General features: G+C 61.2%; 25 protein-coding genes. 14 read left to right on the top strand and 11 right to left on the bottom strand.

Annotated elements, in window-relative coordinates; all coding sequences use genetic code 11:
• The first annotated feature begins 79 nt into the window (after positions 1–79).
• A complete protein-coding gene (mgtE, locus tag CFE428DRAFT_RS08385) occupies positions 80–1462 on the top strand; it encodes a magnesium transporter (RefSeq protein WP_042724657.1) in 1383 nt (460 codons plus the stop codon).
• Positions 1463–1471: 9 nt separating this feature from the next.
• Here the strand turns inward: mgtE and CFE428DRAFT_RS08380 are convergent, their stop codons facing one another.
• From CFE428DRAFT_RS08380 to CFE428DRAFT_RS08365, 4 genes are all read right to left on the bottom strand, one after another.
• Entirely contained in the window at positions 1472–2365 is an 894-nt protein-coding gene (locus tag CFE428DRAFT_RS08380; protein WP_006979078.1) for a hypothetical protein, read from the bottom strand.
• A gap of 156 nt (positions 2366–2521) precedes the next feature.
• Positions 2522–3661 carry a sugar ABC transporter permease gene (locus CFE428DRAFT_RS08375; protein WP_006979077.1) on the bottom strand — a complete coding sequence of 380 codons (1140 nt, stop codon included), beginning with the start codon at positions 3659–3661 and terminating at the stop codon, positions 2522–2524.
• 194 nt (positions 3662–3855) lie between these two features.
• Positions 3856–4419: a GNAT family N-acetyltransferase gene (locus CFE428DRAFT_RS08370; protein WP_006979076.1), complete on the bottom strand. Its 564-nt coding sequence runs from the start codon at positions 4417–4419 to the stop codon at positions 3856–3858.
• Positions 4420–4583: 164 nt separating this feature from the next.
• Positions 4584–4952, bottom strand: a complete 369-nt coding sequence (locus CFE428DRAFT_RS08365) for a HesB/IscA family protein (RefSeq protein WP_006979075.1) — start codon at positions 4950–4952, stop codon at positions 4584–4586.
• Positions 4953–5003: 51 nt separating this feature from the next.
• On the opposite strand from CFE428DRAFT_RS08365, the gene CFE428DRAFT_RS08360 reads away from it, so the two are divergent.
• Positions 5004–6143 carry a DNA adenine methylase gene (locus CFE428DRAFT_RS08360; protein WP_042724655.1) on the top strand — a complete coding sequence of 380 codons (1140 nt, stop codon included), beginning with the start codon at positions 5004–5006 and terminating at the stop codon, positions 6141–6143.
• 10 nt (positions 6144–6153) lie between these two features.
• On the opposite strand, the gene CFE428DRAFT_RS08355 is transcribed toward CFE428DRAFT_RS08360, so the two are convergent.
• The 6 genes from CFE428DRAFT_RS08355 to CFE428DRAFT_RS08335 form a co-directional block, all read right to left on the bottom strand.
• A complete protein-coding gene (locus CFE428DRAFT_RS08355; protein WP_006979073.1) occupies positions 6154–6576 on the bottom strand; it encodes a hypothetical protein in 423 nt (140 codons plus the stop codon).
• A gap of 111 nt (positions 6577–6687) precedes the next feature.
• Positions 6688–7203, bottom strand: a complete 516-nt coding sequence (locus tag CFE428DRAFT_RS08350) for a DUF6886 family protein (protein WP_042724654.1) — start codon at positions 7201–7203, stop codon at positions 6688–6690.
• A 13-nt stretch (positions 7204–7216) separates the two neighbouring features.
• Entirely contained in the window at positions 7217–7504 is a 288-nt protein-coding gene (locus CFE428DRAFT_RS08345) for a hypothetical protein (protein ID WP_006979071.1), read from the bottom strand.
• Between the two features lie 212 nt (positions 7505–7716).
• Positions 7717–7893, bottom strand: coding sequence for a hypothetical protein (locus tag CFE428DRAFT_RS37130; protein ID WP_006979070.1), 177 nt, complete (start codon positions 7891–7893; stop codon positions 7717–7719).
• 53 nt (positions 7894–7946) lie between these two features.
• Positions 7947–9878, bottom strand: a complete 1932-nt coding sequence (gene speA, locus CFE428DRAFT_RS08340; RefSeq protein ID WP_006979069.1) for a biosynthetic arginine decarboxylase — start codon at positions 9876–9878, stop codon at positions 7947–7949.
• 106 nt (positions 9879–9984) lie between these two features.
• Positions 9985–10656 carry a hypothetical protein gene (locus tag CFE428DRAFT_RS08335; protein WP_006979068.1) on the bottom strand — a complete coding sequence of 224 codons (672 nt, stop codon included), beginning with the start codon at positions 10654–10656 and terminating at the stop codon, positions 9985–9987.
• 287 nt (positions 10657–10943) lie between these two features.
• On the opposite strand from CFE428DRAFT_RS08335, the gene CFE428DRAFT_RS08330 reads away from it, so the two are divergent.
• A complete protein-coding gene (locus tag CFE428DRAFT_RS08330) occupies positions 10944–11408 on the top strand; it encodes a bifunctional nuclease family protein (RefSeq protein WP_006979067.1) in 465 nt (154 codons plus the stop codon).
• A gap of 201 nt (positions 11409–11609) precedes the next feature.
• Positions 11610–14387: a protein kinase domain-containing protein gene (locus CFE428DRAFT_RS33275; RefSeq protein WP_006979066.1), complete on the top strand. Its 2778-nt coding sequence runs from the start codon at positions 11610–11612 to the stop codon at positions 14385–14387.
• 4 nt (positions 14388–14391) lie between these two features.
• Here the strand turns inward: CFE428DRAFT_RS33275 and CFE428DRAFT_RS08320 are convergent, their stop codons facing one another.
• Complete coding sequence (locus CFE428DRAFT_RS08320; protein WP_042724653.1) at positions 14392–15105, bottom strand: hypothetical protein; 714 nt, start codon at positions 15103–15105, stop codon at positions 14392–14394.
• A gap of 290 nt (positions 15106–15395) precedes the next feature.
• Between CFE428DRAFT_RS08320 and CFE428DRAFT_RS08315 the strand changes: the two genes are divergently transcribed.
• The 10 genes from CFE428DRAFT_RS08315 to CFE428DRAFT_RS08280 all read left to right on the top strand — a co-directional run bounded on the left by CFE428DRAFT_RS08315 (position 15396) and on the right by CFE428DRAFT_RS08280 (position 21496).
• Positions 15396–16019, top strand: a complete 624-nt coding sequence (locus CFE428DRAFT_RS08315) for a sensor histidine kinase (protein WP_006979064.1) — start codon at positions 15396–15398, stop codon at positions 16017–16019.
• Positions 16020–16073: 54 nt separating this feature from the next.
• Complete coding sequence (locus tag CFE428DRAFT_RS08310; protein ID WP_006979063.1) at positions 16074–16733, top strand: response regulator; 660 nt, start codon at positions 16074–16076, stop codon at positions 16731–16733.
• Between the two features lie 196 nt (positions 16734–16929).
• Positions 16930–17541 (top strand): TetR/AcrR family transcriptional regulator, encoded by a 612-nt coding sequence (locus CFE428DRAFT_RS08305; protein WP_006979062.1) that lies wholly within the window; start codon positions 16930–16932, stop codon positions 17539–17541.
• Positions 17542–17609: 68 nt separating this feature from the next.
• Entirely contained in the window at positions 17610–17909 is a 300-nt protein-coding gene (locus CFE428DRAFT_RS08300) for a hypothetical protein (protein WP_006979061.1), read from the top strand.
• Positions 17910–17969: 60 nt separating this feature from the next.
• Positions 17970–18125 carry a thioredoxin family protein gene (locus CFE428DRAFT_RS38840; protein WP_202797395.1) on the top strand — a complete coding sequence of 52 codons (156 nt, stop codon included), beginning with the start codon at positions 17970–17972 and terminating at the stop codon, positions 18123–18125.
• Complete coding sequence (locus tag CFE428DRAFT_RS38835) at positions 18106–18312, top strand: thioredoxin domain-containing protein (protein ID WP_202797400.1); 207 nt, start codon at positions 18106–18108, stop codon at positions 18310–18312. The genes CFE428DRAFT_RS38840 and CFE428DRAFT_RS38835 overlap by 20 nt, the downstream gene beginning before the upstream one ends.
• A 157-nt stretch (positions 18313–18469) precedes the next feature.
• Entirely contained in the window at positions 18470–19519 is a 1050-nt protein-coding gene (locus tag CFE428DRAFT_RS08290) for an alkene reductase (RefSeq protein WP_006979059.1), read from the top strand.
• A 17-nt stretch (positions 19520–19536) separates the two neighbouring features.
• A complete protein-coding gene (locus CFE428DRAFT_RS08285; protein ID WP_006979058.1) occupies positions 19537–19995 on the top strand; it encodes a DUF5069 domain-containing protein in 459 nt (152 codons plus the stop codon).
• 175 nt (positions 19996–20170) lie between these two features.
• Positions 20171–20482 (top strand): hypothetical protein, encoded by a 312-nt coding sequence (locus CFE428DRAFT_RS38830; RefSeq protein WP_006979057.1) that lies wholly within the window; start codon positions 20171–20173, stop codon positions 20480–20482.
• Between the two features lie 33 nt (positions 20483–20515).
• Positions 20516–21496, top strand: a complete 981-nt coding sequence (locus tag CFE428DRAFT_RS08280; RefSeq protein ID WP_006979056.1) for an MFS transporter — start codon at positions 20516–20518, stop codon at positions 21494–21496.
• Positions 21497–21505 lie beyond the last annotated feature (9 nt).

The following is a 21505-nucleotide window of genomic DNA, read 5'->3' as shown; positions in this document are numbered from 1 at the left end:
AAGCGGCAGCCGCAAAATTTTCACACTCGGCGGTTGGCAAACGGTGTTTCCCGGTGTTTCCCTGCCTGAACACCCTCTTATGCTCGGCAACCTGATCGGCCCCGAAATCAAAGAACTCATCGAGGAGCGCAATTTTACCGCGCTGCGGGAAGCGTTTGCCGAATGGACCCCGCCGGACATCGCCGAATGCCTGACCGAGCTCCCCGAAGACGAACAAGCCGTCGTTTTCCGTCTGCTGCCCCACGTCAAATCCACGGACGTTTTCGAATACCTCCAGCCCGAGGCCCAAAAGACGATCCTCAAGGCCATGGGGCATAGCGATGCGGCCCGCATCCTCAACGACATGTCAGCCGATGACCGCACGGCGCTCCTCGAGGAGCTCCCCGGTTCGGCGGTGGCGCAGATGCTCCAGCTCCTGTCTCCCGAGGAAAAAGCGGTCGCGCAATCCCTGCTCAACTATCCCGACGGCACCGTGGGCCGTCATATGACCCCGGAGTTCGTGACCGTGCGCGAGGATTGGACGATCGCCCAGGTGCTCGACCACGTTCGCGAATTTGGCCGCGATTCCGAGACGCTGAATGTGATCTACGTCACGGACGAGCGGGGGCGGCTGATCGACGACGTGCGCATCCGCGAATTCCTCATCCGGCCCGTGACCACCCGCGTTTCCGAGTTTCGCGATCACCAGTTTGTCGCGCTCAAGGCGACCGACGAAGCAAGCAACGCCTACGACCTTTTCAAAAAATACGATCGCACCATCCTGCCGGTGACCGATTCCGAGGACAAACTGCTCGGCATCGTCACCGTTGACGACGTCCTCGACATCCAGGAAGAAGTCACCACCGAAGAGATGCAGAAGATGGGCGGTATGGAGGCCCTCGATGAGCCCTACACCACCATCGCCATGCATCGGATGGTGAAGAAGCGGGCCACGTGGCTGATCATTCTCTTCCTCAGCGAAATGCTCACCGCGACGGCGATGCAAAGCTACAACGATGAGATTTCAAAAGCGGTCGTGTTGGCCATGTTCCTGCCGCTCATCATGTCGAGCGGCGGCAATTCCGGCTCCCAGGCGACGACCCTCATCATCCGCGCCATGGGCGTGGGCGAGGTGCGTTTGCGGGATTGGTTCCGCATCATGAAGAAGGAGATCTTCGCGGGGCTTTCCCTCGGGGTGATTCTCGGCATCATCGGTTTCTTCCGTATTTCGCTGTGGCAGTTCCTGCACATTTTCGACTACGGCCAGTACCATTGGTACATTGCGGCGACAGTCGGCGCCGCTCTCGTTGGCGTGGTCATGTGGGGGTCGGTGGCGGGAGCCATGTTGCCGTTTGTCCTCCGCCGCTGCGGGCTCGACCCCGCCGTCTCCAGCGCGCCATTTGTCGCGACGCTCGTCGACGTCACCGGCTTGTTGATTTACTTCAACGTCGCCCGCGTCATCCTGCACGGAACGCTGCTGTAAGGCGTCCCGCTAATTGATCAGCCGCTGCAGGCCGGCTGCGCCGAGGGTCTTGAGCGAAGTCACTGCGCCGTTTTCGGTCATCTCGTCGTCGCCTACTCCGGTGACGATCCCCGCCAGATGGCCGCTCTTGTCCACGACGGGTGCGCCGGGCAGTCCGCGCGCGACCGTGGGAGTATCGCAGGTGATTCCCATCAACTCTCCCATGCCGCCTATTTCCTGGGCGCTGCACGGAATCCGACTCTCTTTCCCAGAAGCATCCCCGCTGACCCGCGCGATGATGAACAAACGCATGCCGCCGAGCGAGGCCATGTGGCGAATCTTGAGCGGCGTGACGGGGACGGGCGCTTTGTCGTCCGCGGGGCGCAAAAGCCAGATGTTGCTGTCGCTCTTCGCCGCCGGTGGTCCATAAAAACCGCGGAAGGCAAGGGCATGATCGGGCGCCCCCGTGGCCACCATGCGTCCCGAGACAAAGCGCTGATTCAAATCCGCATTGGTCAGGCCGGGCTCGATCCGCGCGTAGGTCACTCCGAGAATCCGCCCACTGTCCGCCTGGAGAAGGAAGCCATAGCCGTCCGATGCTTTCGGGACGCCCTTCAGTTCCAGTTCATTGGCGAGAGTGAATTGCGGCCATTGCGCCACCGGGGCTTTGCTCCAAGTTTCGGCAACGTCCGCGGACAATTGAGGCATTCCACCGCCCCCATTCTTCGAGCCTCCAGGGGTGTAGACATAAGCGAGACCGAGCAGCAGGCCGATGATCGCGTAACCCCATAGCGGAATGCGATCCAGACTGATGCTGCTCACCCCACTACCCCGGCTACCGCCCGGGCGTCCGCTGGCTTTCGCTTCCGCAGCCCCGGCGTTGCAGGGCAGGCAAAGCCAGCTCGTGCCGGTGTGCTTCATCATGTGCTCTGGAAAAACCTGATGGCACTCGGCGCACACATGAGGCATCGGCGGTGTAGCCGGGTCGGACGAAAAGGATTGGGGAGCCATCCCCAACGCAGACTAGCAGCCCCCGCGCCATTCGTCCGACGGATCACTGGTAACCGACGCCGAGGGCGCTTACACCCCGCGACGGCTGAGGCGGACATCCATCCACACTGCGAGGATGAGCACCGCGCCGCGGGCGATGTATTTCTTTTCCGGTTCGACGGCGAGTAAGGACATGCCGTTGAGCAGGCAGGCCATGATCAGCGCGCCGCAGAGTACGCCGAGAACGCTGCCGCGGCCACCTTTCAAGCTGACGCCCCCGATCACACACGCAGCGACGGCATCGAGTTCCATCAAGTCGCCGACCGTGGTCGTCGAGCTGCCGCCGTAGGCCGTTTGCATGTAGCCGGTAAGGGCCACGATTGCGCCCATGAGGGTGAAGGCGCCGATGGTGACGCGCTCGACGGGAATGCCGGAGATAATCGCGGCTTCTTCGTTGCCGCCGATGGCGTAAAGATAGCGACCCCACGGCGTGTGTTGCGTGAGCACCCACACGGCCAGGGCCACGGCGCCGAGGATCAGCGCTGGCAGCGGTACGCCGCGGAATTGATTGGTGACGAGCACGAAGAGCACGATGACCTGCGCGGCGAGGAAGAGCTTGAGGAAGGTCGTCTCGCCATCGTCGATCTCGAAGCCGTAACTCTTGCGCGCCGCGCGCGATTTCAGCCGGGCCAAGATGAGTCCGGCGATCACCAGAGCCGCGATCACGTACCCCACGGCCGGCGGGAGATAATACGTGGTAAGCAGCGAGTAGAGGTTCTGCTGCCCGCCCGGGACGATCGGGATGGTGTGGTTGTGAATGACCAGCCAGAACAGCCCTTTGAACACCAGCAGGCCACCGAGGGTGATGATGAAAGCCGGGATGCGTTGTCGGACGATGAGATTGCCCATCGCCCACCACAGCACCAGCGCGACCCCCAATCCCATCAGCATGGCCAGCGGTGCGGACCAATGCTGATTGGTGATGAGCACCGCTGCGATGCCGCCGATGAGCCCGAGCCCACTCCCCGCACTGAGGTCGATGTGCCCGGGCAGGATGACCAGCAACATCCCAATGGCCAGGGTGGCCGTGATCGAAAAGTCGATCATGAGCAGCGACAGATTGCGCGCGCTGAGAAAGCTCCATCCAGGCACGCGCACCGCGAAGAAAGCGCAGATGGCCAGCAGGGCGAGAGCGAGGGAAAAGTCGCGGAGGGAAAGACGGGAGGTCATGTGCCGGGGAGTCGGCGCAACGTCATCGGAAATTTCCGCGGTGGTGTCGAGTTCGGAGGGGACGGAGAGAAGGATGAAGGATGAAGGCGGAAGGATGAAGAGAAGTGCGCTACGCGGCTTTTTAGAGGAAGGCTCTTTGCTTCCTGGAAAACCGCGCAGCGCACTTTACTTCATCCTTCATCCTTCCGCCTTCTCTACGGAATCCACGTGTACCGCCGCTTCCGGCGGGAGCCGTTGGCATACTGCGGATCGTTCGGCGGCACGTCGATTTCATCCGTGAACAACGCGCCGAGATCTTCGATCGTGCGTCGCGACGCATAGTTGTCCGGATCGCAGGTGATGATCACGGCGTTATACACCGAGCGAACGAACGGGGCCAGCGCCTGGCACGCTTTCAACGCGAAGTGATTTCCGCGAAACCATTCCGCGATCTCAAATCCAATGTGGCCGACGCAATTCCGCACGTGCGCGGTATCGCCGATACGGAAATTGATATGCCCGGCATCCATGCCCACCGGGATGAGGATGCGATAATGGAAATACGGGACCAAGCCGCGCGCCGGGTCGCCGAAAACGATGCGGCCAAAGCGCAATGTCACCTCCTCGTGGCTCAACGTCTCCGGCGGCACGGGCAGGATCGACTCCGGCGTCTGCGAGGACCTCCAATCATCCGCGGCAATCAACTCCATCGTGTCTGTGCCCCCGCGGGACACGGCGACAGGAAGCGAGCGTTGTTTCTTCTTCTTAAGACGAGGCATCCTCTTCCCGTCAGCAAGCGCCGTGCGCGACTGCCTCAGGAGAACACCTTAGAGACCACAAAAAAATACCCGCAAATCACGCCAATGACGCGAATAAATGAATCCCAATTCGTGTCATCCGCTTGATTCGCGGGCTGCAACGATCTTTTCACCCGTTCAGACTCTTACGCGGAAAAACTTTCGCCGCAGGAGCAGTGCGCCACGGCGTTCGGGTTCGTCACCTTGAAACCGCCTTTCTGCAAATCGTCACTGAAATCCAGCAGCGAGCCGCTGACGAAAAGAGCGCTCTTGGGATCGATGACTACTTTCACTCCGGCGCTCTCCACCATAATGTCGCGATTGGCCGGGCCATCCACGAGATCCATCTTGTATTGCAGGCCGGAACAACCGCCGCCGATGACGGCCACGCGCAACGCTCCCTGCGGACGCCCCTGGCGCGTGAGGAGCGAGGTGAGCTTGGCACTCGCCTTCTCGGTCACTTTCACCAGCTTTTCGTTGCCGATCTTGATTTTAATTTCGCCTGCTGCGGTCATGTGTATCTCACTCTAGAGAATGCCGGCGCATTGTCCACCTGTAGCCTCATCATGAGCGCATCGCCCCCGAAACTGCCCGAAAAACCGCTCGCCGCCGTGCCTGCGACCGAGGGAATCAAATACGCCGGGTCGAAACGGAAGCTGCTCCCGCACATCCTGCAACTTGCCCGGAAGGTCCAGCCGCGCACGGTGCTCGACGGCTTTTCCGGCACGACCCGCGTGGCGCAGATGTTTGCGCAAACTGGCCATCGGGTGATCGCGAATGATCTCTCCGTTTGGTCGCAGATCTTTGGTCAATGCTACTTGTGCAACTCGTATCCAACTTCCCATTACGAACCGTTGATCGCTCACTTGAATGCACTGCCTGGCGTCGACGGCTGGTTTACTGAGCATTATGGCGGCGAACCGGCTGCGGGCATCACCACTACGGCCAATGGAAGGAAGAAGCCGTGGCAACGGCACAACACTCGCCGACTCGACGCCATTCGCGCGGAGATCGATCGCCTCGGTCTCACGGAGGTCGAGCGCGCCGTCCTGCTCACGAGCCTCATCCTTGCCTTGGATGAAGTGGACAGCACACTCGGCCACTTTGCTTCGTATCTCAGCGATTGGTCGCCGCGCTCTTTCCGCCCATTGCGTCTGCAAGTGCCGCGGTTATTCCCGATCGAGCAACCGCACACGGTGCATCGTGGCGATATCTTCGAGGTCCTGCCCAGAATCGAAGCCGACCTTGCGTATTTTGATCCACCCTATGGCTCGAACAACGAGAAGATGCCGCCCTCGCGCGTCCGCTACGCGGCTTACTATCATCTCTGGACGACGATCTGTCTCAACGATCGCCCGGCCATCTTCGGCAAAGCCGGGCGCAGAAACGATTCCTCCGACAAGCTAGCCGGTTCGGTTTTTGAAGACTATCGGCGAAATGACGCGGGCCGCCTTGTCGTAGTCGACGCCATTGCGCATCTGCTCCAAGCGACGCGCGCGCGGCACATTCTCCTTTCGTATAGTTCCGGCGGACGCGCGACGGCGGAGGAACTGCACGAGGTGACCACGTCGGTCGGGCGCGTGATCGAAGTCACCGAAATCGACCATCGCCGCAATGTCATGGCCGGGATGCGCTGGACGAACGAGTGGATCCGCGACGCCGAGGCGCCGAATACGGAATTTCTCTTCCTGATCGAGAAGGGGTAGGACTGCGCTATTACTCCTCGGGAGCCTTTTGGATCAACCCGTTGAGGCTCGCTTGCACGATCACCTCCGACCCACCCGATTTCTCCGCTTCGATGCGCAGGAGCAACGCATCTGGCGTCAACCTCTTCCCTCCGCCGCGATAGTCACATTTCAAGATGCGCTGACCGTCACCGGAGCGAAACGTCAACACCCGCTCATCGCTCACATAGTTCGGGAAAAGATCCGGCAATTCTCCTGGGTAACTTCCTCCGTGATCCTCGGCATACATTCTACACGCGACCGCGACGCTCAGCGCCTGACGCAGCCGGCTTTTGAGAATGAAATGCGGCTGGATGACCGCCACGTTCAACCACCACCCGAGACAGAGAAATACCGCGACGACGCCAATGAGTTTCCAGCGCGCAATCTGGTTTTCGGAAGAAAAGATGCTCACAAGGGGGATGGATGACAGTAGTCGACTTGCTTTTGAAACCCGCTTCCAGGGTGGGTTATAGAAGATTCTTCCATTTTAAATAAAAGAGCGTGTCGGATTGCCGCGATGGACCTACACCGGGGTTGCATTGCGCATGCGGATACAGGAGAACGCGAGTGTGGATCGCGTGACGTCCGCCGCCAGCGTTCGCAAATCCCGCACTCCTCGCAGTTCCGCGCCTCGTGCCGCCAATTCCGCCAGCGGACACTCGATCCGGCGGCACGCAAGGGGTGTGACCGATACGGACGCGACAAAGTATCCCGCGTTCCGATCCGCGGAGGCGAAAGGTTGCGGAGCAAACTCGTAAATCCACAAGGGCGTCGCCTCTGCCATCCTGAACCACGACTCTTCAATCGCCACCACCGGCGCGGCGTCAGCGCGCAGAAAGCGTTGCCGATCTTCGTTGGTCGTATCTTCGTTCGCACGAAAGCACACCCGGGGGCAGTTGCGCGGCACGAGGTAGTTTGCGAGATGCTCGCCATCGACCGCCCAAACCACCGGGTGCGCGATCCTCGCATCCATGCTCGGTGGAATCCTCGGCGCGAAATGCGCAATGTCTCCCTGGTCGCTGACATGAAAAAGTCTCATGCCCAGCGTTCTCTCACCGTCGGAAAAGCAGGCTCAGAATCCCCAGGCCGAAAGCGATCACGAAAAACCAGACCAGCGGAATGAACAGCCACCGCACCACGCGGGCAATCGGCGTTCGGCGGGCGAACTCCTGGCCGCAGGTCTTGCACCGATAGTCAAAAGGTCTCGATGTCTGATGGAGCATCGCAAACGCGACGCCAAAAATCGCCAGCGGCCCCGCGGGATAAAGGCCATACCGTTTGCCACAAGCATGGACATCCGTTGAGCGGCAGGCCGGGCATTCGATGGGTGGGCTTTTCATTTGGGTAATTCCGGGACGGCCTGCGCCTGGCGAATGATTGGTCGGCGCCAATCGGGCGCTTCACTTTGCGGAGCGCTTGGGCGTGCCGTGAATGTAGTGGTCGTGTTCCGCCACAAAATCCGCCGGAAGCCCATCGGCACTTCCGATCAGATCCTGAATCGTTTCGAGAAAGGTCCCAACTATAGGACCATTTTCGAGACGGTAGTCGCGATTCAGAAGGTGGCCAGCAGTCCAGTCTTTTGGCCAGCTACGGCCAGGATTTTACGCAAAAACTCTGGCTCCGTCGGCGGGGTATTCTCCTCCAAGACACAAATCTCGACTTGGGTGCCGTCTGGTAAATGCACCGGCAGCTTGATCGTATCGTTTTCCACGATGCCGGTGATGCTCATGTCTTGAGAATGCCTCAACCGGCGGGCGGCGTCAATTCAACCACGGACGAGTACTACTTCGTAGCGCTGGTCCCGTTCCCGTTGAACTGCAGGTAGGTGTAGCCCTTGAGCGCGCGCTCGTAGTTGGCGAGCAGCTTCATTGCTTCACTGGGCTTGAGGCGGTCGCTCTTGATGGCGGCGTCGACTTGCGCTTTCACCTGGCGGGCGAGCTCGTTCTTGTCCCACTGGGTCATGGAGAGCACTTCACCAATGGCGCTGCCTTCGATGGTCTCCTCGATGTACCAGCCGCTCTCCTCGTCTTCGTCGAGGAAGACGTGGGCCTCATTCACGCGGCCGAAGAGATTGTGCAGGTCGCCCATGATGTCCTGGTAGGCGCCCATGAGGAAGAAGCCGAGGTAGTAGTGCTCACCGGGCTTGAGCTTGTGCAGCGAGAGCGTGTCCTTCACGTCCTGCAGGTCGATGAACTTGCTCACCTTGCCATCGGAATCGCAGGTGATATCGACCAGCGTGCCCTGGCGTTCGGGGAATTCATTCAGCCGGTGAATCGGCATGACCGGAAACAACTGGCCGAGCGCCCAGTGGTCGAGCAGGCTTTGGAAGACCGAGAAGTTGCAGACGTACTGATCGCTGAGCGTGACTTCGAGATCCTTGACTTCCTCGGGGACATATTTCATGCCCGCGCAGAAATCGACGACCTTCTTGGCGATCTGCCAATACACGGTCTCGATGCGCGCCTTGCTCTCCAGCCCCATGAGGCCGAGGTCGAACATGGATTGCGCCTGCTCCTTGAGCTGCTGCGCGTCGTGCAGCGATTCCATGCGGTTTTGCTGCGTGAGGTTGCGCTGGATCTCGAGGACTTCACCGACCTGCTTCGGGTCTTCCGCCACGGCTTCGATCTGGATCGGCGCCTTGTCTTTCTCGATCGCGCCGAACGCTTCGACGACGAGAATGGAATGGTGCGCGACAATCGCGCGGCCGCTTTCGCTGACGATCGCCGGGTGCGGGACTTTTTCCGAGTCACACACCTCCATGATGTTCCAGACGATGTCGCGCGCGTATTCGTGCAGGGAGTAGTTCGTCGAGCTGTCGAAGGCCGTGCGCGAGCCATCGTAGTCGACTCCGAGCCCGCCGCCGACATCGAGATACCCGAGCTCATGCCCGAGCTTGTGCAGTTTCGAGTAAAAACGGGCCGCTTCCCGAACCGCGCGCTTGATCGTGCCGATGTCTGGCACCTGCGAGCCCACGTGGAAATGGACGAGCTTGAGCGCGTTCGGAAGGCCTTCTTTTTTCAAGAGCTCGCTCGCGGCCACGAGTTCCGCGGTACTGACGCCAAATTTCGCATTCTCACCACCGCTGGTCGCCCACTTGCCCGCACCCTTTGCGGCGAGGCGCACGCGGATGCCGATCATCGGCTCCACGCCCACTTCCTTCGACACACGCAGGATCTCGGCGAGTTCCTCGATCTTCTCGACGACGAGGATGACCTTCTTGCCCAGCTTGCGGCCGAGCAGCGCGTTTTCGATGAACAGCTTGTCCTTGTAGCCGTTGCAAATGATGAGCGACTCGTGATCGCGATGAATGGCCATCGCCGCGAGGAGCTCGGGCTTGCTGCCGGCTTCGATGCCGAAGTGATACGGCGCGCCGGCATCCACGATCTCCTCCACGACTTCCCGGAGTTGGTTCACCTTGATGGGGAAAACGCCGCGATACTCGTTGCGGTAGTTCGCTTCCTGCATCGCCGCGGCGAAAGCTTTGTTGATCGTCTCCACGCGATCGCGCAGCAGATCCTGAAAGCGCAGGACCATGGGAAAAGTGAGACCCTGTTGCTTGGCCTCTTCGATCAATTCCATGATGTCGATGGCCGCGGGGGCGCGCGTCGGGTTCACCTGGATATTCCCGCGGTCGTTGATCGTAAAATAGCCCGATCCCCAACGGTCGATATTGTAGAGGGAAATGGCGGCGGGAATGTCCCAGTTTTGCTTCATCGGCGCGGATACTAGAAACGTGTGGCGTCAATGCAACCTGAGCTTTGCAAAAATTTACAGTGCATCGGCTCGGGGGTGCGGCGGAAAACGCGAAGGGAGCCGCGGCTCAATGCGCGGAATTGGCAATGCGCTGGTAGATCTGCTCGGCTTCCGGGTCGCTTTCCATGGTGGTGAACTGCACGAACCAAGCCTGGTTTCCACGCTCGAAGGCGACGATGCGCACCCGCTTGCGGGGTTCATCACGCGAAATCATGTCGATCCGGCGGGCGCGATACCCATTCACCACGGTGGTGGCGGAATTCTGGGACATGATGTCCATTTTGAGCCGCTGCGCCTCCGACTTGAGCGAGCGATTCGCCCACGCGAACATGGCGCCGCCAGCCATGGCGGTATTGATCTCGTGCTTGATGAAAAGGGACCGCGTCGGCCCACCGCCGCGATAGTATTCCGCGATGGTATTGGGCGTCGGCGTGACTAAGTACGAGGGCGTGTAGGTCGAAACGCTGTAGGGAAGGTCGAGTGTGATCCCCGCCACGGTGCGATTTCCCCAACCATTGATGCCGGCGAAGCCCTTCAGAAAATTCCCAATGCCAGAATCCGGCGAGTCGGTCTTGCCGTTGCCGCCGTTGTCACTGGTGCCACCCTTGCCGCCGGACGGTTTGCTAAGACCCGGCAGTTGCCCGACGGTCGTCTCCCACTTCCCCATGATGGTGGACCAATTTCGAACCGCGAAGAAAGCCCCCAGGACGAGGATGAGAATGAGGATCCACCTGAACATGTTGGGCTTTCGCTTTATCCCGGAGAGAGAGGAAAGTCACGCTATTCACCACAAAAGAGGGTGAGAAAACATCCAACATCGAACACCCAACGCCCAACATCCAATGGGCGCAGCCTCACGTGTGCTTCTTCGATGGTAGCGTCGGCGAACGATTTTCCACAAAAAAAGAGCAATCGCGGCGGTCCCTTCATTGGATGTTGGGCGTTGGGTGTTGGATGTTGGATGTTCCCATCTCCCCTTCTTTTCGCCCTCGACACCGGCCACCCTACGCCCGACATTTCCGCAGCATGAATAAGCCTGTGATTCCGGTCGAAATTCGCACCGTACTCCCGTTCAACTCGGGCCGGGCGGTTTTTATCGGCAACGAGGAAAAGGTCTTCGTCATCTATGTGGACGAAAGCGTGGGCGCGGCCATTGCCATGTTCCTGAACGACACTCCCAAGGAACGCCCCCTGACGCATGACCTCATCGGCCACCTCATGACCGCGCTCGGCGCGAAGGTGGACCGGGTCATCATCAACGATCTCAAGAGTGAGACCTATTTCGCCCGCCTGATCATCAGCGCGGAGAATGAACTCTTCGAAAAGAAGATCGTGGAACTCGACGGCCGCCCCAGCGACTGCATCGCCCTGGCCATCCAGCAAAAGGCGCCCATTTATGTAAGCCGGGACGTGTGGGACGAAGTGGAAGACCGCAGCGATGTGCTCCGGCACCTCGAGGAAAACGGCCGGCAGGGCGAAGGCGAGACGTGAGGCGGGTAATGCTGTAGTCGCCTTTCTCCGTTCGGCCCGAGAGAAAGGGGCCTCAGTGGAAAGTGAGAGTGATAGTCGCCCTTGATCTCCTTTCGGAAGTATATCGAAAGTATTTCCGCGTTTTTACGCATAAAAACCTTCGCGCCCCGATAGACATCAGCGCCGTCTTTGTGTTGGAATAGCCTTGCCCCTGAGGACATTATGGAAATTCCCGAGACCGAAATCATCGTTACCACCAACGGCGCTGAGCTGGTGCGCAAGACGGTCCGGCCCGGTGACTACATCATCGGGCGGGAAAGCGAGTGCGATGTCCGCGTCGAGGCGGAACTGGTCTCCCGGCGGCACGCCCAGCTCACGGTCAACTACGATCACGTGCTGATCGAGGACCTCGGCAGCAGCAACGGCACCTTCGTCAACGGCCAACCGGTGACCGAAGCGACCCGGCTCTGGCCCAACCAGAAGATCCAGGTCGGCGCCGCCACCGTCGAGCTGCGCCGCATCAAGACAGTTCCCCAGCCGGATGTGTCGCTGGCGCCTTCCACGGAGACGGTGCGCCGGGTTTTGCCGGCCGAGTTCCTGCACGAGAAGAAATATGACATCGGCGGAGTCGTGGCCCAGGGCGGCATGGGGGCGATCCTCAACGCGAAGGAAGCGACCACCGAGCGCACCGTGGCCATGAAAGTGATGATGCATGCGCCGTCGCCCGAAGACATGGTGCGCTTCATCTCCGAGGCAAAGCTGACCGCGCAGCTCGAGCATCCGAACGTCGTCCCGGTCCATGAACTGAGCGTGGATGAGAACGAGAACGTCTTTTACACGATGAAGTTCGTGCGCGGGATCACCCTGCGCAAAGTGCTCGAACTGCTGGCCGAAGGAGCGGCGCCAACCGTCCGGAAATACCCGCTCGCGACCCTGCTCACCGTTTTCCAAAAGGTGTGCGACGCCATCGCCTTCGCGCACAGCAAGCACGTCCTCCACCGCGACCTGAAGCCCGAGAATATCATGATCGGCGACTACGGTGAAGTGCTCGTCATGGACTGGGGTCTGGCCAAGGTCCTCGGACAGTCCGAGGCCAACCCGTCCGCTACTCCCGTAGACGGCATGGTGCGTGGGGTGAACGACCCCGCCGCCAGCGCGACGATGGCGGGCACGGTGATGGGCACGCCCCAGTACATGAGCCCGGAACAGGCCCGCGGTGAGGTCGAGAAGCTCGACGCGCACACCGACATCTACGGTCTCGGCGCCATCCTCTACCACATCCTCGCGCTGCGCGCTCCCATCGTGGGGGGCCATGCCTGGGAAGTCGTGGACCGCGTTGCCGCCGGCCAGATCGATCCCTTGCCGGTATCCCGGAAATTTCCACACCTGCCAGGCGGAAGCGTGCCCGACTCGCTGGCCGCCGTCGTGCGCCAGGCGATGGCGCTCGATCCGGCGGCGCGCTACGCCAGCGTGCCGGAATTGCAAAAGGACATCGAGGCTTATCAAGGCGGCTTCGCCACCCGGGCGGAGAATGCCGGGGCGTGGAAACAGATCCGGCTGCTCCTCCGGCGCAACAAAACGGCCGCCATTGGGGTGGCCGCGGTCCTGGTCGTCGGCGCCACTTTCGGCACCAAGGCGATCGTCGAAGGGCATCGCGCCGAGCGCGCGCTCGCGGAGTTGCACAAGACCTTGCCCACCCTGCTGGCGCAAGCGGAAGCGAGCATCGCCCTGCAAAAGTTCGATGAAGCGCTCGATCGGCTGGATCTCGCCACCACGATTTCCCCGCGCGATCCAGACCTGCTGCGCCGCCGCGCAAACCTGCTTCAAGCCATGCTCCGGTTCGCCGACGCCGCCACGGCCTACCAGCGCCTCCTCGCCGTGCAACCCGACAGCGCCGCGCAAAGCAATCTCGACCTCTGTCGTCGCTTCCTCGCCAAAGGAAATCCGGCCCAGCTCAGCCCCGAGGATCTCAGTCCGTTGTACGACGCGCTCATGGCCGAAAAGCGGGTAGCCGAAGCGGCGCCCCTCGGGATGCGCATCGGCAAAATGAACGCCGAAGACGACGCCTTGGTGAACGAGCGGGTCACGTCATGGAAAAGTCTGCGCGGCTGGAGCGACCGCAAACGCGTCTACCGCTCGCACGACGGATACCTCTTGGTCGATCTGGTCAATCTGCCCATCAGCGATCTCACCCCGCTTTCCGGACTGGCGATCCATCATCTCCTGCTGCAACGCACCAAGGTCACTGACCTCAGCCCTTTGCACGGGATGCCGCTGCGCCGGCTCGATATTGGGTCCACCGCGGTGAAGGAACTGGAACCATTGCGCGGCATGCCGCTCACTTACCTGGGCATCGGGGATACCAAGGTCGAGAAGCTGGATGTGATCCCGACTCTGCCCCTCACCGGCCTGGACATTTACCACCTGCCCATCCGCGACCTGTCCTTTCTCCGCGGCATGAAGCTGGAAATCCTCAAAATACCGAACACCAATGTCGACAGCCTGGAGCCTCTGCGCGGAATGCCGCTCCGGGATTTCGATGCCGGGAGCACCAAGGTGACGGACTTGACGCCGCTGACCGGGATGCCCCTCCAGTTTATCACCCTCAATAACGACGAAGTCCGGAGCATTGAACCTTTGCGCGCCGCGCCATTGACCTACGTGGCGCTCTCCGGAACTCGGATTGCGGATTTTTCTCTGCTCGCCGGGAAACAGCTGACGTTGTTTTCCGCGGCGGAAAACCCACACCTGAGCAGCATTGAATTTCTCCGCGGGACGCCGCTCGTCACGGTGAGTGTCTACGATTGCCCCAACCTGAAGGATGTTTCGGTGCTGGCGGAATTGCCAACGTTGAAGAAGGCGGTCGTGCCGCGAGACGCGCGCGGGATCGAGTTACTGCGCAAGCTGCCCAGATTGGATATACTGGGTTACAGCGCCGCGACGCTGGACCAACCGGCGACCCAATTCTGGAAGGCATTCGACGCCGCGAAGACGAAGTAGTTTTCTACCCCTTCTTTGTCACCGGCCTTTTCCCGCGTTGGAAGCCGAGGAGCATGCCGAACCCGCCGAGGAGCGCCGTCCAAGTCGAAGGCTCGGGGGTTGGAACGGCGTAGTCTGTCCCCGAGATTGAAGAAGTCGTGTAGGAACTCGGGTCCACTGGATTGGTCCCCGAAAGCACGGTCAAGCCGCCGGCGTCCAGGGAGAGACTCACGTCTCCGGCGGACGACTGGTGGTCCCAGAGAATAGAAACACCGGCGCCGAAGCCAACCGAGATATCGAAAGGCGTCCCAAAGGTGAATCCGACGTCATCCGTTACCGTGCCGAGATCGCTGACCTGATAGCCTTGGTAACCGTTGTTGTTGCTGTAGTAGCCGCCCTGATAATTAGCCCCAGAAGGCAAAGTCAGGCTAAAGTTACTGTTCACATCCTCGAGTCCCGCCGTCGTGGCATTGACACTGCCGCTGAGGTGATAGGTGAATCGCGCGACCCCTTGCATGCCGGTAAGTGCAGGATCATTGATCGTGAGGGTGTCCCTCCAATCCCCGTTGGCACTCGCGTTGTTGAAGCCCTGGTTGTCCTCGGTGGCCGCCGCCTGAATGTCAATCGTGCCAAAACCGAAAGTTGCACTGACGTCGCCGTACGGTGCCGAAAGAGTGGTCCCCAGCGGGCCGGTCGGACTCGTCTGATTGTAAGCTGGGGGGGTATTAGTACCTTGCATAGAAAGATGGGCATCGACCTGAGCTGACCGGCACAGGGTGGGGCCAGCAAGCGCGGCCAGGAGAATTGCGGCGAAGGTTGAGCGGGTGAGAAATTTTTCAGCCGGGGTAGCCTTGAGGATTGGATTTCTAGTTGAGGCGTTGGTTTTCATCGTGCCCCTATCTTAGGAATCCACCCCGTCCCTCCCATCGGGGGATCACCCTTATTTCCGGGGTCAGGGAACCAGTACTTTTACGCAGAAACGCACTCCTCGCTTTACGTCTTCGTCGACGCGTCTCAAATTTGGTTAACATGCCTGCCGATGAAAAGAAACCGGTCGCCCCTATCGCTATCGACCCCGAAGTCCGGGCGAGCGAGCGGGAACGGCAACGCATTTCTCACGATTTGCACGATGGCCTCGGCCAGCTCCTCGGCGGCATTGCCCTGAAAGCCGAAGTCCTTCGTCAAATCCTCGCGGAAAAGTCGCTGCCCGAGGCGGAGGCCGCCGCTGAGATCGTGAAACTGGCCAGCGAAGCCACCGCGCAAACCCGTCTGCTCGCGCGCGGACTCGATCCGACCGTGCCCGCGCATGTGCCCTTTGCCCTCTCGCTGTCGAAGCTCGCCGCGGACACGGAACGGCTGTTTCGCGGGGTCCACTGTTGCTCCACGGGCGACTCTGCATTGGTCATCGAGTCGCGCCACACCTCCGAACATCTGTTCCGGATCGCCCAGGAAGCGTTGAACAACGCGATTCGTCACGGCCGGGCAACGAAAATCGAAATCCACCTCGGGGCCGCCGCGGGCGAAATCACGCTCGAGATCCGGGACAACGGGACCGGCATCGCGCAACGCGAAATGACCTCCGGCATCGGACTGCGCATCATGAAGCACCGGGCCAATGCGCTGGGCGGGATCCTCGAGATTTTACCCCGGTGAACCCCGTGGGACCCTCGTTCGCTGCCGGGTGCCGATTGCGCCGCCCGCCTCGCTATGAACGACACTCCCCAAAAAGCCCGGGTGCTGATCGTCGAGGATCATGAGATTTTCCGCGAAGGTCTGGCGCAACTGATCAACCGCCAGCCGGATTTCATGGTCTGCGGCGAATGCGATGATCCCAAAGGAATTGCCGCCGCGATCGAGAAGGCAGAGCCGGACGTGCTGCTGCTCGATCTCATGCTGCATGGCGCGGGCGGCATCGACTTGATCAAGCAGCTCCACACCCTCTTCCCGAAGGTGCGAATCCTGGTGCTCTCGATGCACGACGAGACGGTGTTTGCCCCGCGCGCGTTGCGAGCCGGCGCCTTGGGCTACGTCATGAAACAGGAAGCGAGCGGCCAGGTGCTCGCCGCCTTGCGCGCCGTCGTGGTGGGCGAATTGCACGTCAGTCGCAAAGTCGGCATCACCCTCATGCAAAGAGCCATCAAGATGCCGGAGCTTTCCGCCGCCGACGGTGTGGCGAAGCTCTCCGACCGCGAACTGCACGTCTTCGAACTTATCGGCGCGGGGATCCCCACGCGGGAAATCGCCACGCGTCTGGGCATCAGCATCAAGACCGTTGAGACGCACCGCGAGAACATCAAACATAAACTCGAACTTCAGAGCGGCACGGAATTGGTGACTCGGGCGAAGGAATGGGTGGATGGAGCCTGAGTGGAAAGTGACGGTGAAAGTGGAAAGTGCTGCCGCTTTTCCATGATGTGAGCGCGCCGCGCCGGGGATTGAAAAATGACGCCGCGGAGCGGCCAAACCGATGGCCTTGCTTGGGGCACTTTCCACCCTCACTTTCACTTTTCACTTTTTTTCTTTTGACACCACTAGACGACTGGTCTAATCCTATACCCACGCAATGAGCACCACTACCGCCACTCCTACTACCAAGGAACGCATCCTCGATGCGGCGGAGGAGATCATGCTTCAGAAGAGCTTCCACTCAGTCGGGCTGAACGAGATCCTTTCCGCGGTCAAAGTCCCCAAGGGCTCCTTCTACCACTACTTTCAGTCCAAGGAACATTTCGGCGTCGAGCTGTTGAAGCACTACGTCGCCGATGCCTCGAACTACAAGCGCAAGGCCCTGCTCACCTCGGAGCTTTCCGAAGACCCCGCCGAGCGTCTGGCCGCCTATTTCGACCTGACCATCGCCAACATGATGGGCAATAGCTGCCAGTGCAGCTGCCTCGTGGCCAAGCTCGCTACCGAAGTCGCCACTTTCAGCGACGATATGCGCGCCGTTCTGGCCGGAGGCATGCGCGAATGGCGCGGATTCATGGAGAAATTGCTTATCGAAGGCCAGGAAAAGGGTGTGTTCCGCAAGGAACTCAATCCTCAGACTACCGCCATTATGATGCAGGACCTCTGGATGGGTGCCAACCAGCGGATGCAGGTGGAGAAAAGCGTCTCCTCGCTCCGTTCCGCCGCCCTTTTTATCCGCGGCTACCTTACCCCGGGGCCCGCTAAGTAATTTTTCGCAGCCGCTTATAGACGACTGGTCTATTTTTATCACCGCAATGTAACCATCCGACTACGACCATGAACCGCCGAACCAAAACCCTCACCACCCAGCCGCAATCGCTCAACTCGCTCGCCCATCTCGCGACCGGGCTGCGCCGCACTGTTTCCACCCGGCTCATGCGCGAGTTTGGCGTTCGTGTCACCCCAGCCCTCATCCGCCGGGTGCTCGATGACGCCACTGAAGTCGCGCAGGAGACCGGGTTCCCGAATCTCTTTTTCCCGGCCCTGGCCGAGGAAAAAGCCCGCTTCGTCATCGCCGCGATCGGCGATCACCACCCTTACGACCACAGCGGCGGGACGTTGTCCCATGCCGCATGAACCAACGGGGCACTTCGTCGTCCCTACCCAAGCAACCTTCCAACCCGCCGCAGAAACCCTATGAACCATCCAACCAACATCGACCCGACCACCTTCAACACGGAAGTCGTGGAATCCAGCAAACCGGTGCTCGTCGACTTTTGGGGCACCCTTGGTGCGGCCCCTGCCAGGATGATGGCCCCGTGCGCTCGACGAGATCGCCGCCAGCCAGGGTGACCGTTTCAAGATCACCAAGCTGAACATTGACGACCATCCAGAGCTGGCCAGCAAGTTCGGCGTCCGCGCCGTGCCCACCCTGCTGTTCTTCAAGAACGGCCAGGTCCGCGACTACGCCGTCGGCACCCTCGGCAAGCAGAGCATCCTGGAGAAGCTCGAGAAACTCGAAACGCTCCAGGCCGCCTAAGATAGAGCGCACTGACAACAGTGCGCCGTCACCTCGATTCACCCAACCCAACCGCGGTCACTTCGACCCAACCCAACACACCCGAAGTGACCGCACCCAACACCGGGGGCCGCGGCCATTCATCCCGCAGGGCTGCGGCCCCCACCCACTCGCTCTGATGAATCCTCTCTTCACTCCGCTCCAGGTCGGCGCGCTCACCCTTCCCAACCGGATCATCATGGCGCCGCTCACCCGGGCGCGTGCCGGCGCGACCCGCACGCCCAATGCGCTCATGGCTGAATACTACCGCCAGCGCGCTTCGGCCGGGCTCATCGTCAGCGAAGCGACGTCCGTCGATCCGATGGGCGTGGGCTACGCTGATACGCCGGGCATCTGGTCCGCGGAGCAGATGCGTGGCTGGTCGCTGGTCACCGATGCGGTGCACCAGGCCGGCGGCCGCATCATTCTCCAACTCTGGCATGTCGGACGTGTTTCCGATCCCATGTTCCTCGAAGGCCGGCAACCGGTCGCGCCCAGCGCCATCGCCGCGAAAGGCCACGTCAGCCTCGTGCGCCCGGAGAAACCGTTCGTCACGCCCCGCGCGTTGGAATTGGACGAAATTCCGGGCATCATCGCGGCCTACCGCCGCGGCGCGGAGAATGCGCAGCGGGCCGGATTCGACGGTGTGGAATTGCACGGCGCGAATGGCTATCTGCTCGACCAATTTTTGCAGGACAGCACGAACCATCGCACCGACGAATACGGCGGCCCGATCGAGAATCGCGCGCGCCTGCTGCTCGAAGCGACGGATGCCGTGATCTCCGTCTGGGGCGCGGATCGTGTGGGTGTGCACATCGCGCCGCGCGGGGATGCGCACGACATGGGCGATTCGAACCCGGCGCACACTTTCGGCTACGTCGCGCGCGAGCTGGGTCGACGGCGCATCGCCTTTCTCTGCGCTCGTGAAGCCGTCGGACCGGGCCGCCTCGGCCCGGAACTGAAGCGCGCCTTCGGCGGCGTGTATATCGCCAACGAACAGTTTACCCGGGAATCGGCCGACCAGATCGTCTCCGCGGGCGAAGCCGACGCCGTGGCCTTCGGCAAACTCTTCATCGCCAACCCGGATCTGCCGGCTCGTTTTGTCACCGGCGCTCCGCTGAATACGCCCGATTCCAGCACGTTCTACGCGCCCGGCTCCCACGGATACACCGACTACCCCGCGCTCTAACCTTAACCGAACAACCCATGAGCCAATTCATCGCACCCGACCTCACGCAACGCCCGCCGCGCAGCCCGCGCGTGAAACTGGGCGGATACGTCCTCCTGCCTCGTTTGCTCGATAAATGTCGCGCGCTGGTGGCCGGCAAAAATGGCGAATACCGCTTCGATGGCAAAGGAATGAACCGGCACTTCCTCAACTTCACCGGGATCGATGAGGCCGCGCTGCAAGCCGAAGTCGCCACCGGCAAGAGCGACAGCGAAATGCTGACGTGGATCCAGGCCAACGCCCGCACCCCGCGCGAGCCATGGGAAATCGCCCAGTGGAGCAACTATCATCTCCAGCGCGGTCCAGACAGCGACGCCGAGACGCTGCAACACTTCGCCGAGAAGGTCGCTCAGTTTTCGACGACGCGCGAAGACATCACGACGTGGTTCGACCTGCTCGACGTCGACGACTACGTGAGCTTCGGCGGGCAGCCTTGATGGCGAGGCAGGTAATGATGGACCACGTCTCATTGGATGACGTCCGCATTTGGCGCGAAGCGTCGCCAAACGGAGGGATGCGCTCCTGCGCGTTCCCCAACACCTGTCCGCGACGTGAAAGAAGTGTGGGATCGCGCAGGAGCGCGTCCCTCCGTTTGGGCATCCGCTAACACGTATGACATCTTCCCCACCCCAACCCTCCCCACGCTTCCACTACGCGTGGGTCGTCGCCGCGGTCACGTTTCTCACCTTGATCGTCGGCGCCGGCGTGCGCTCCGTGCCCAGCGTGCTCATCGTGCCGCTCGAGCACGAATTCGGCTGGTCTCGCGCCACCATCTCTTTCGCCGTCTCGGTCAATCTTCTCCTCTACGGGCTCATCGGCCCCTTTGCCGCCGGCTTCATCAATCTCTACGGGCCGCGCCGGGATCATGCTCCTGGCGTTCACGCTCGTCGCCGCCGGCGTCGCCAGCACGGGCGCTCGTCATGAAAACTTCGTGGGCAGCTCACGCTGCTCTGGGGTGTGCTCGTCGGCTCGGGGACCGGCCTCACGGCCCTCGTCCTCGGCGCGACCATCGTCCACAGCTGGTTCCATAAACAACGCGGGCTCATCATCGGCATCCTCACGGCCAGCACTGCGACCGGCCAGTTGCTCTTCCTGCCGCTGCTCGCCCATGTCATCGAAATCCGCGGCTGGCGCAGCGCGGTCTCCATCATCGTCGCGGTGCTCCTGACGATGCTGCCGATCATTTTCTTTTTCATGCGCGACCGTCCCGCCGGGGCCGTGCGGCCGTACGGCTTGTCTCCCGACGAGCCTGCACCGACACCTGCGCCGGCGGGCAACCCTTTCTCCGCCGCGCTCGGCGCGCTGCGTCTCGGCCTGCGTTCACGCGATTTCTGGCTGCTCGCCGGATCGTTCTTCATCTGCGGCGCGAGCACCAATGGCCTCATCGGCACCCATCTCGTCCCCGCATGCATGGATCACGGCATTCCCGAGGTCCAGGCCGCGGGCTTGCTGGCCGTGATGGGCATCTTCGATCTCTTCGGCACCACCGCCTCCGGCTGGCTCTCCGATCGCTTTTCGAATCGCTGGCTGCTCTTCACCTATTACGGATTGCGTGGCCTTTCGCTGCTCTTCCTGCCCAGCGCGTTTCAACCGGAAACGCATCGGCTCTCGCTCTTCGCCGTCTTTTACGGACTCGACTGGATCGCCACCGTGCCACCCACGGTCGCGCTCACCGCGCGGGCGTTCGGCCGCGAAAAAGTCGGCATCATGTTTGGCTGGATCGTGGCCTCGCACCAGATCGGCGCGGCGCTGGCGGCGTGGGGCGCGGGTTTCATTCGCACCAGCGAAGGCGCTTACGACCACGCCTTTTTCATCTCGGGCAGCCTGTGTGTGCTCACCGCCGCCGGCGTGCTTTTAATCGGCCGAGGCCGGCGCGACCGCGTCGCGAATTCGTCACCATTACCGGGTGGCGCTTCGGCCGCTTCCATATCAAGTTAAACACCCGGT

The sequence above is a fragment of the Chthoniobacter flavus Ellin428 genome, assembly GCF_000173075.1.
GTDB lineage: Bacteria > Verrucomicrobiota > Verrucomicrobiia > Chthoniobacterales > Chthoniobacteraceae > Chthoniobacter > Chthoniobacter flavus.
This window is presented reverse-complemented; position numbering and strand designations above follow the sequence as displayed.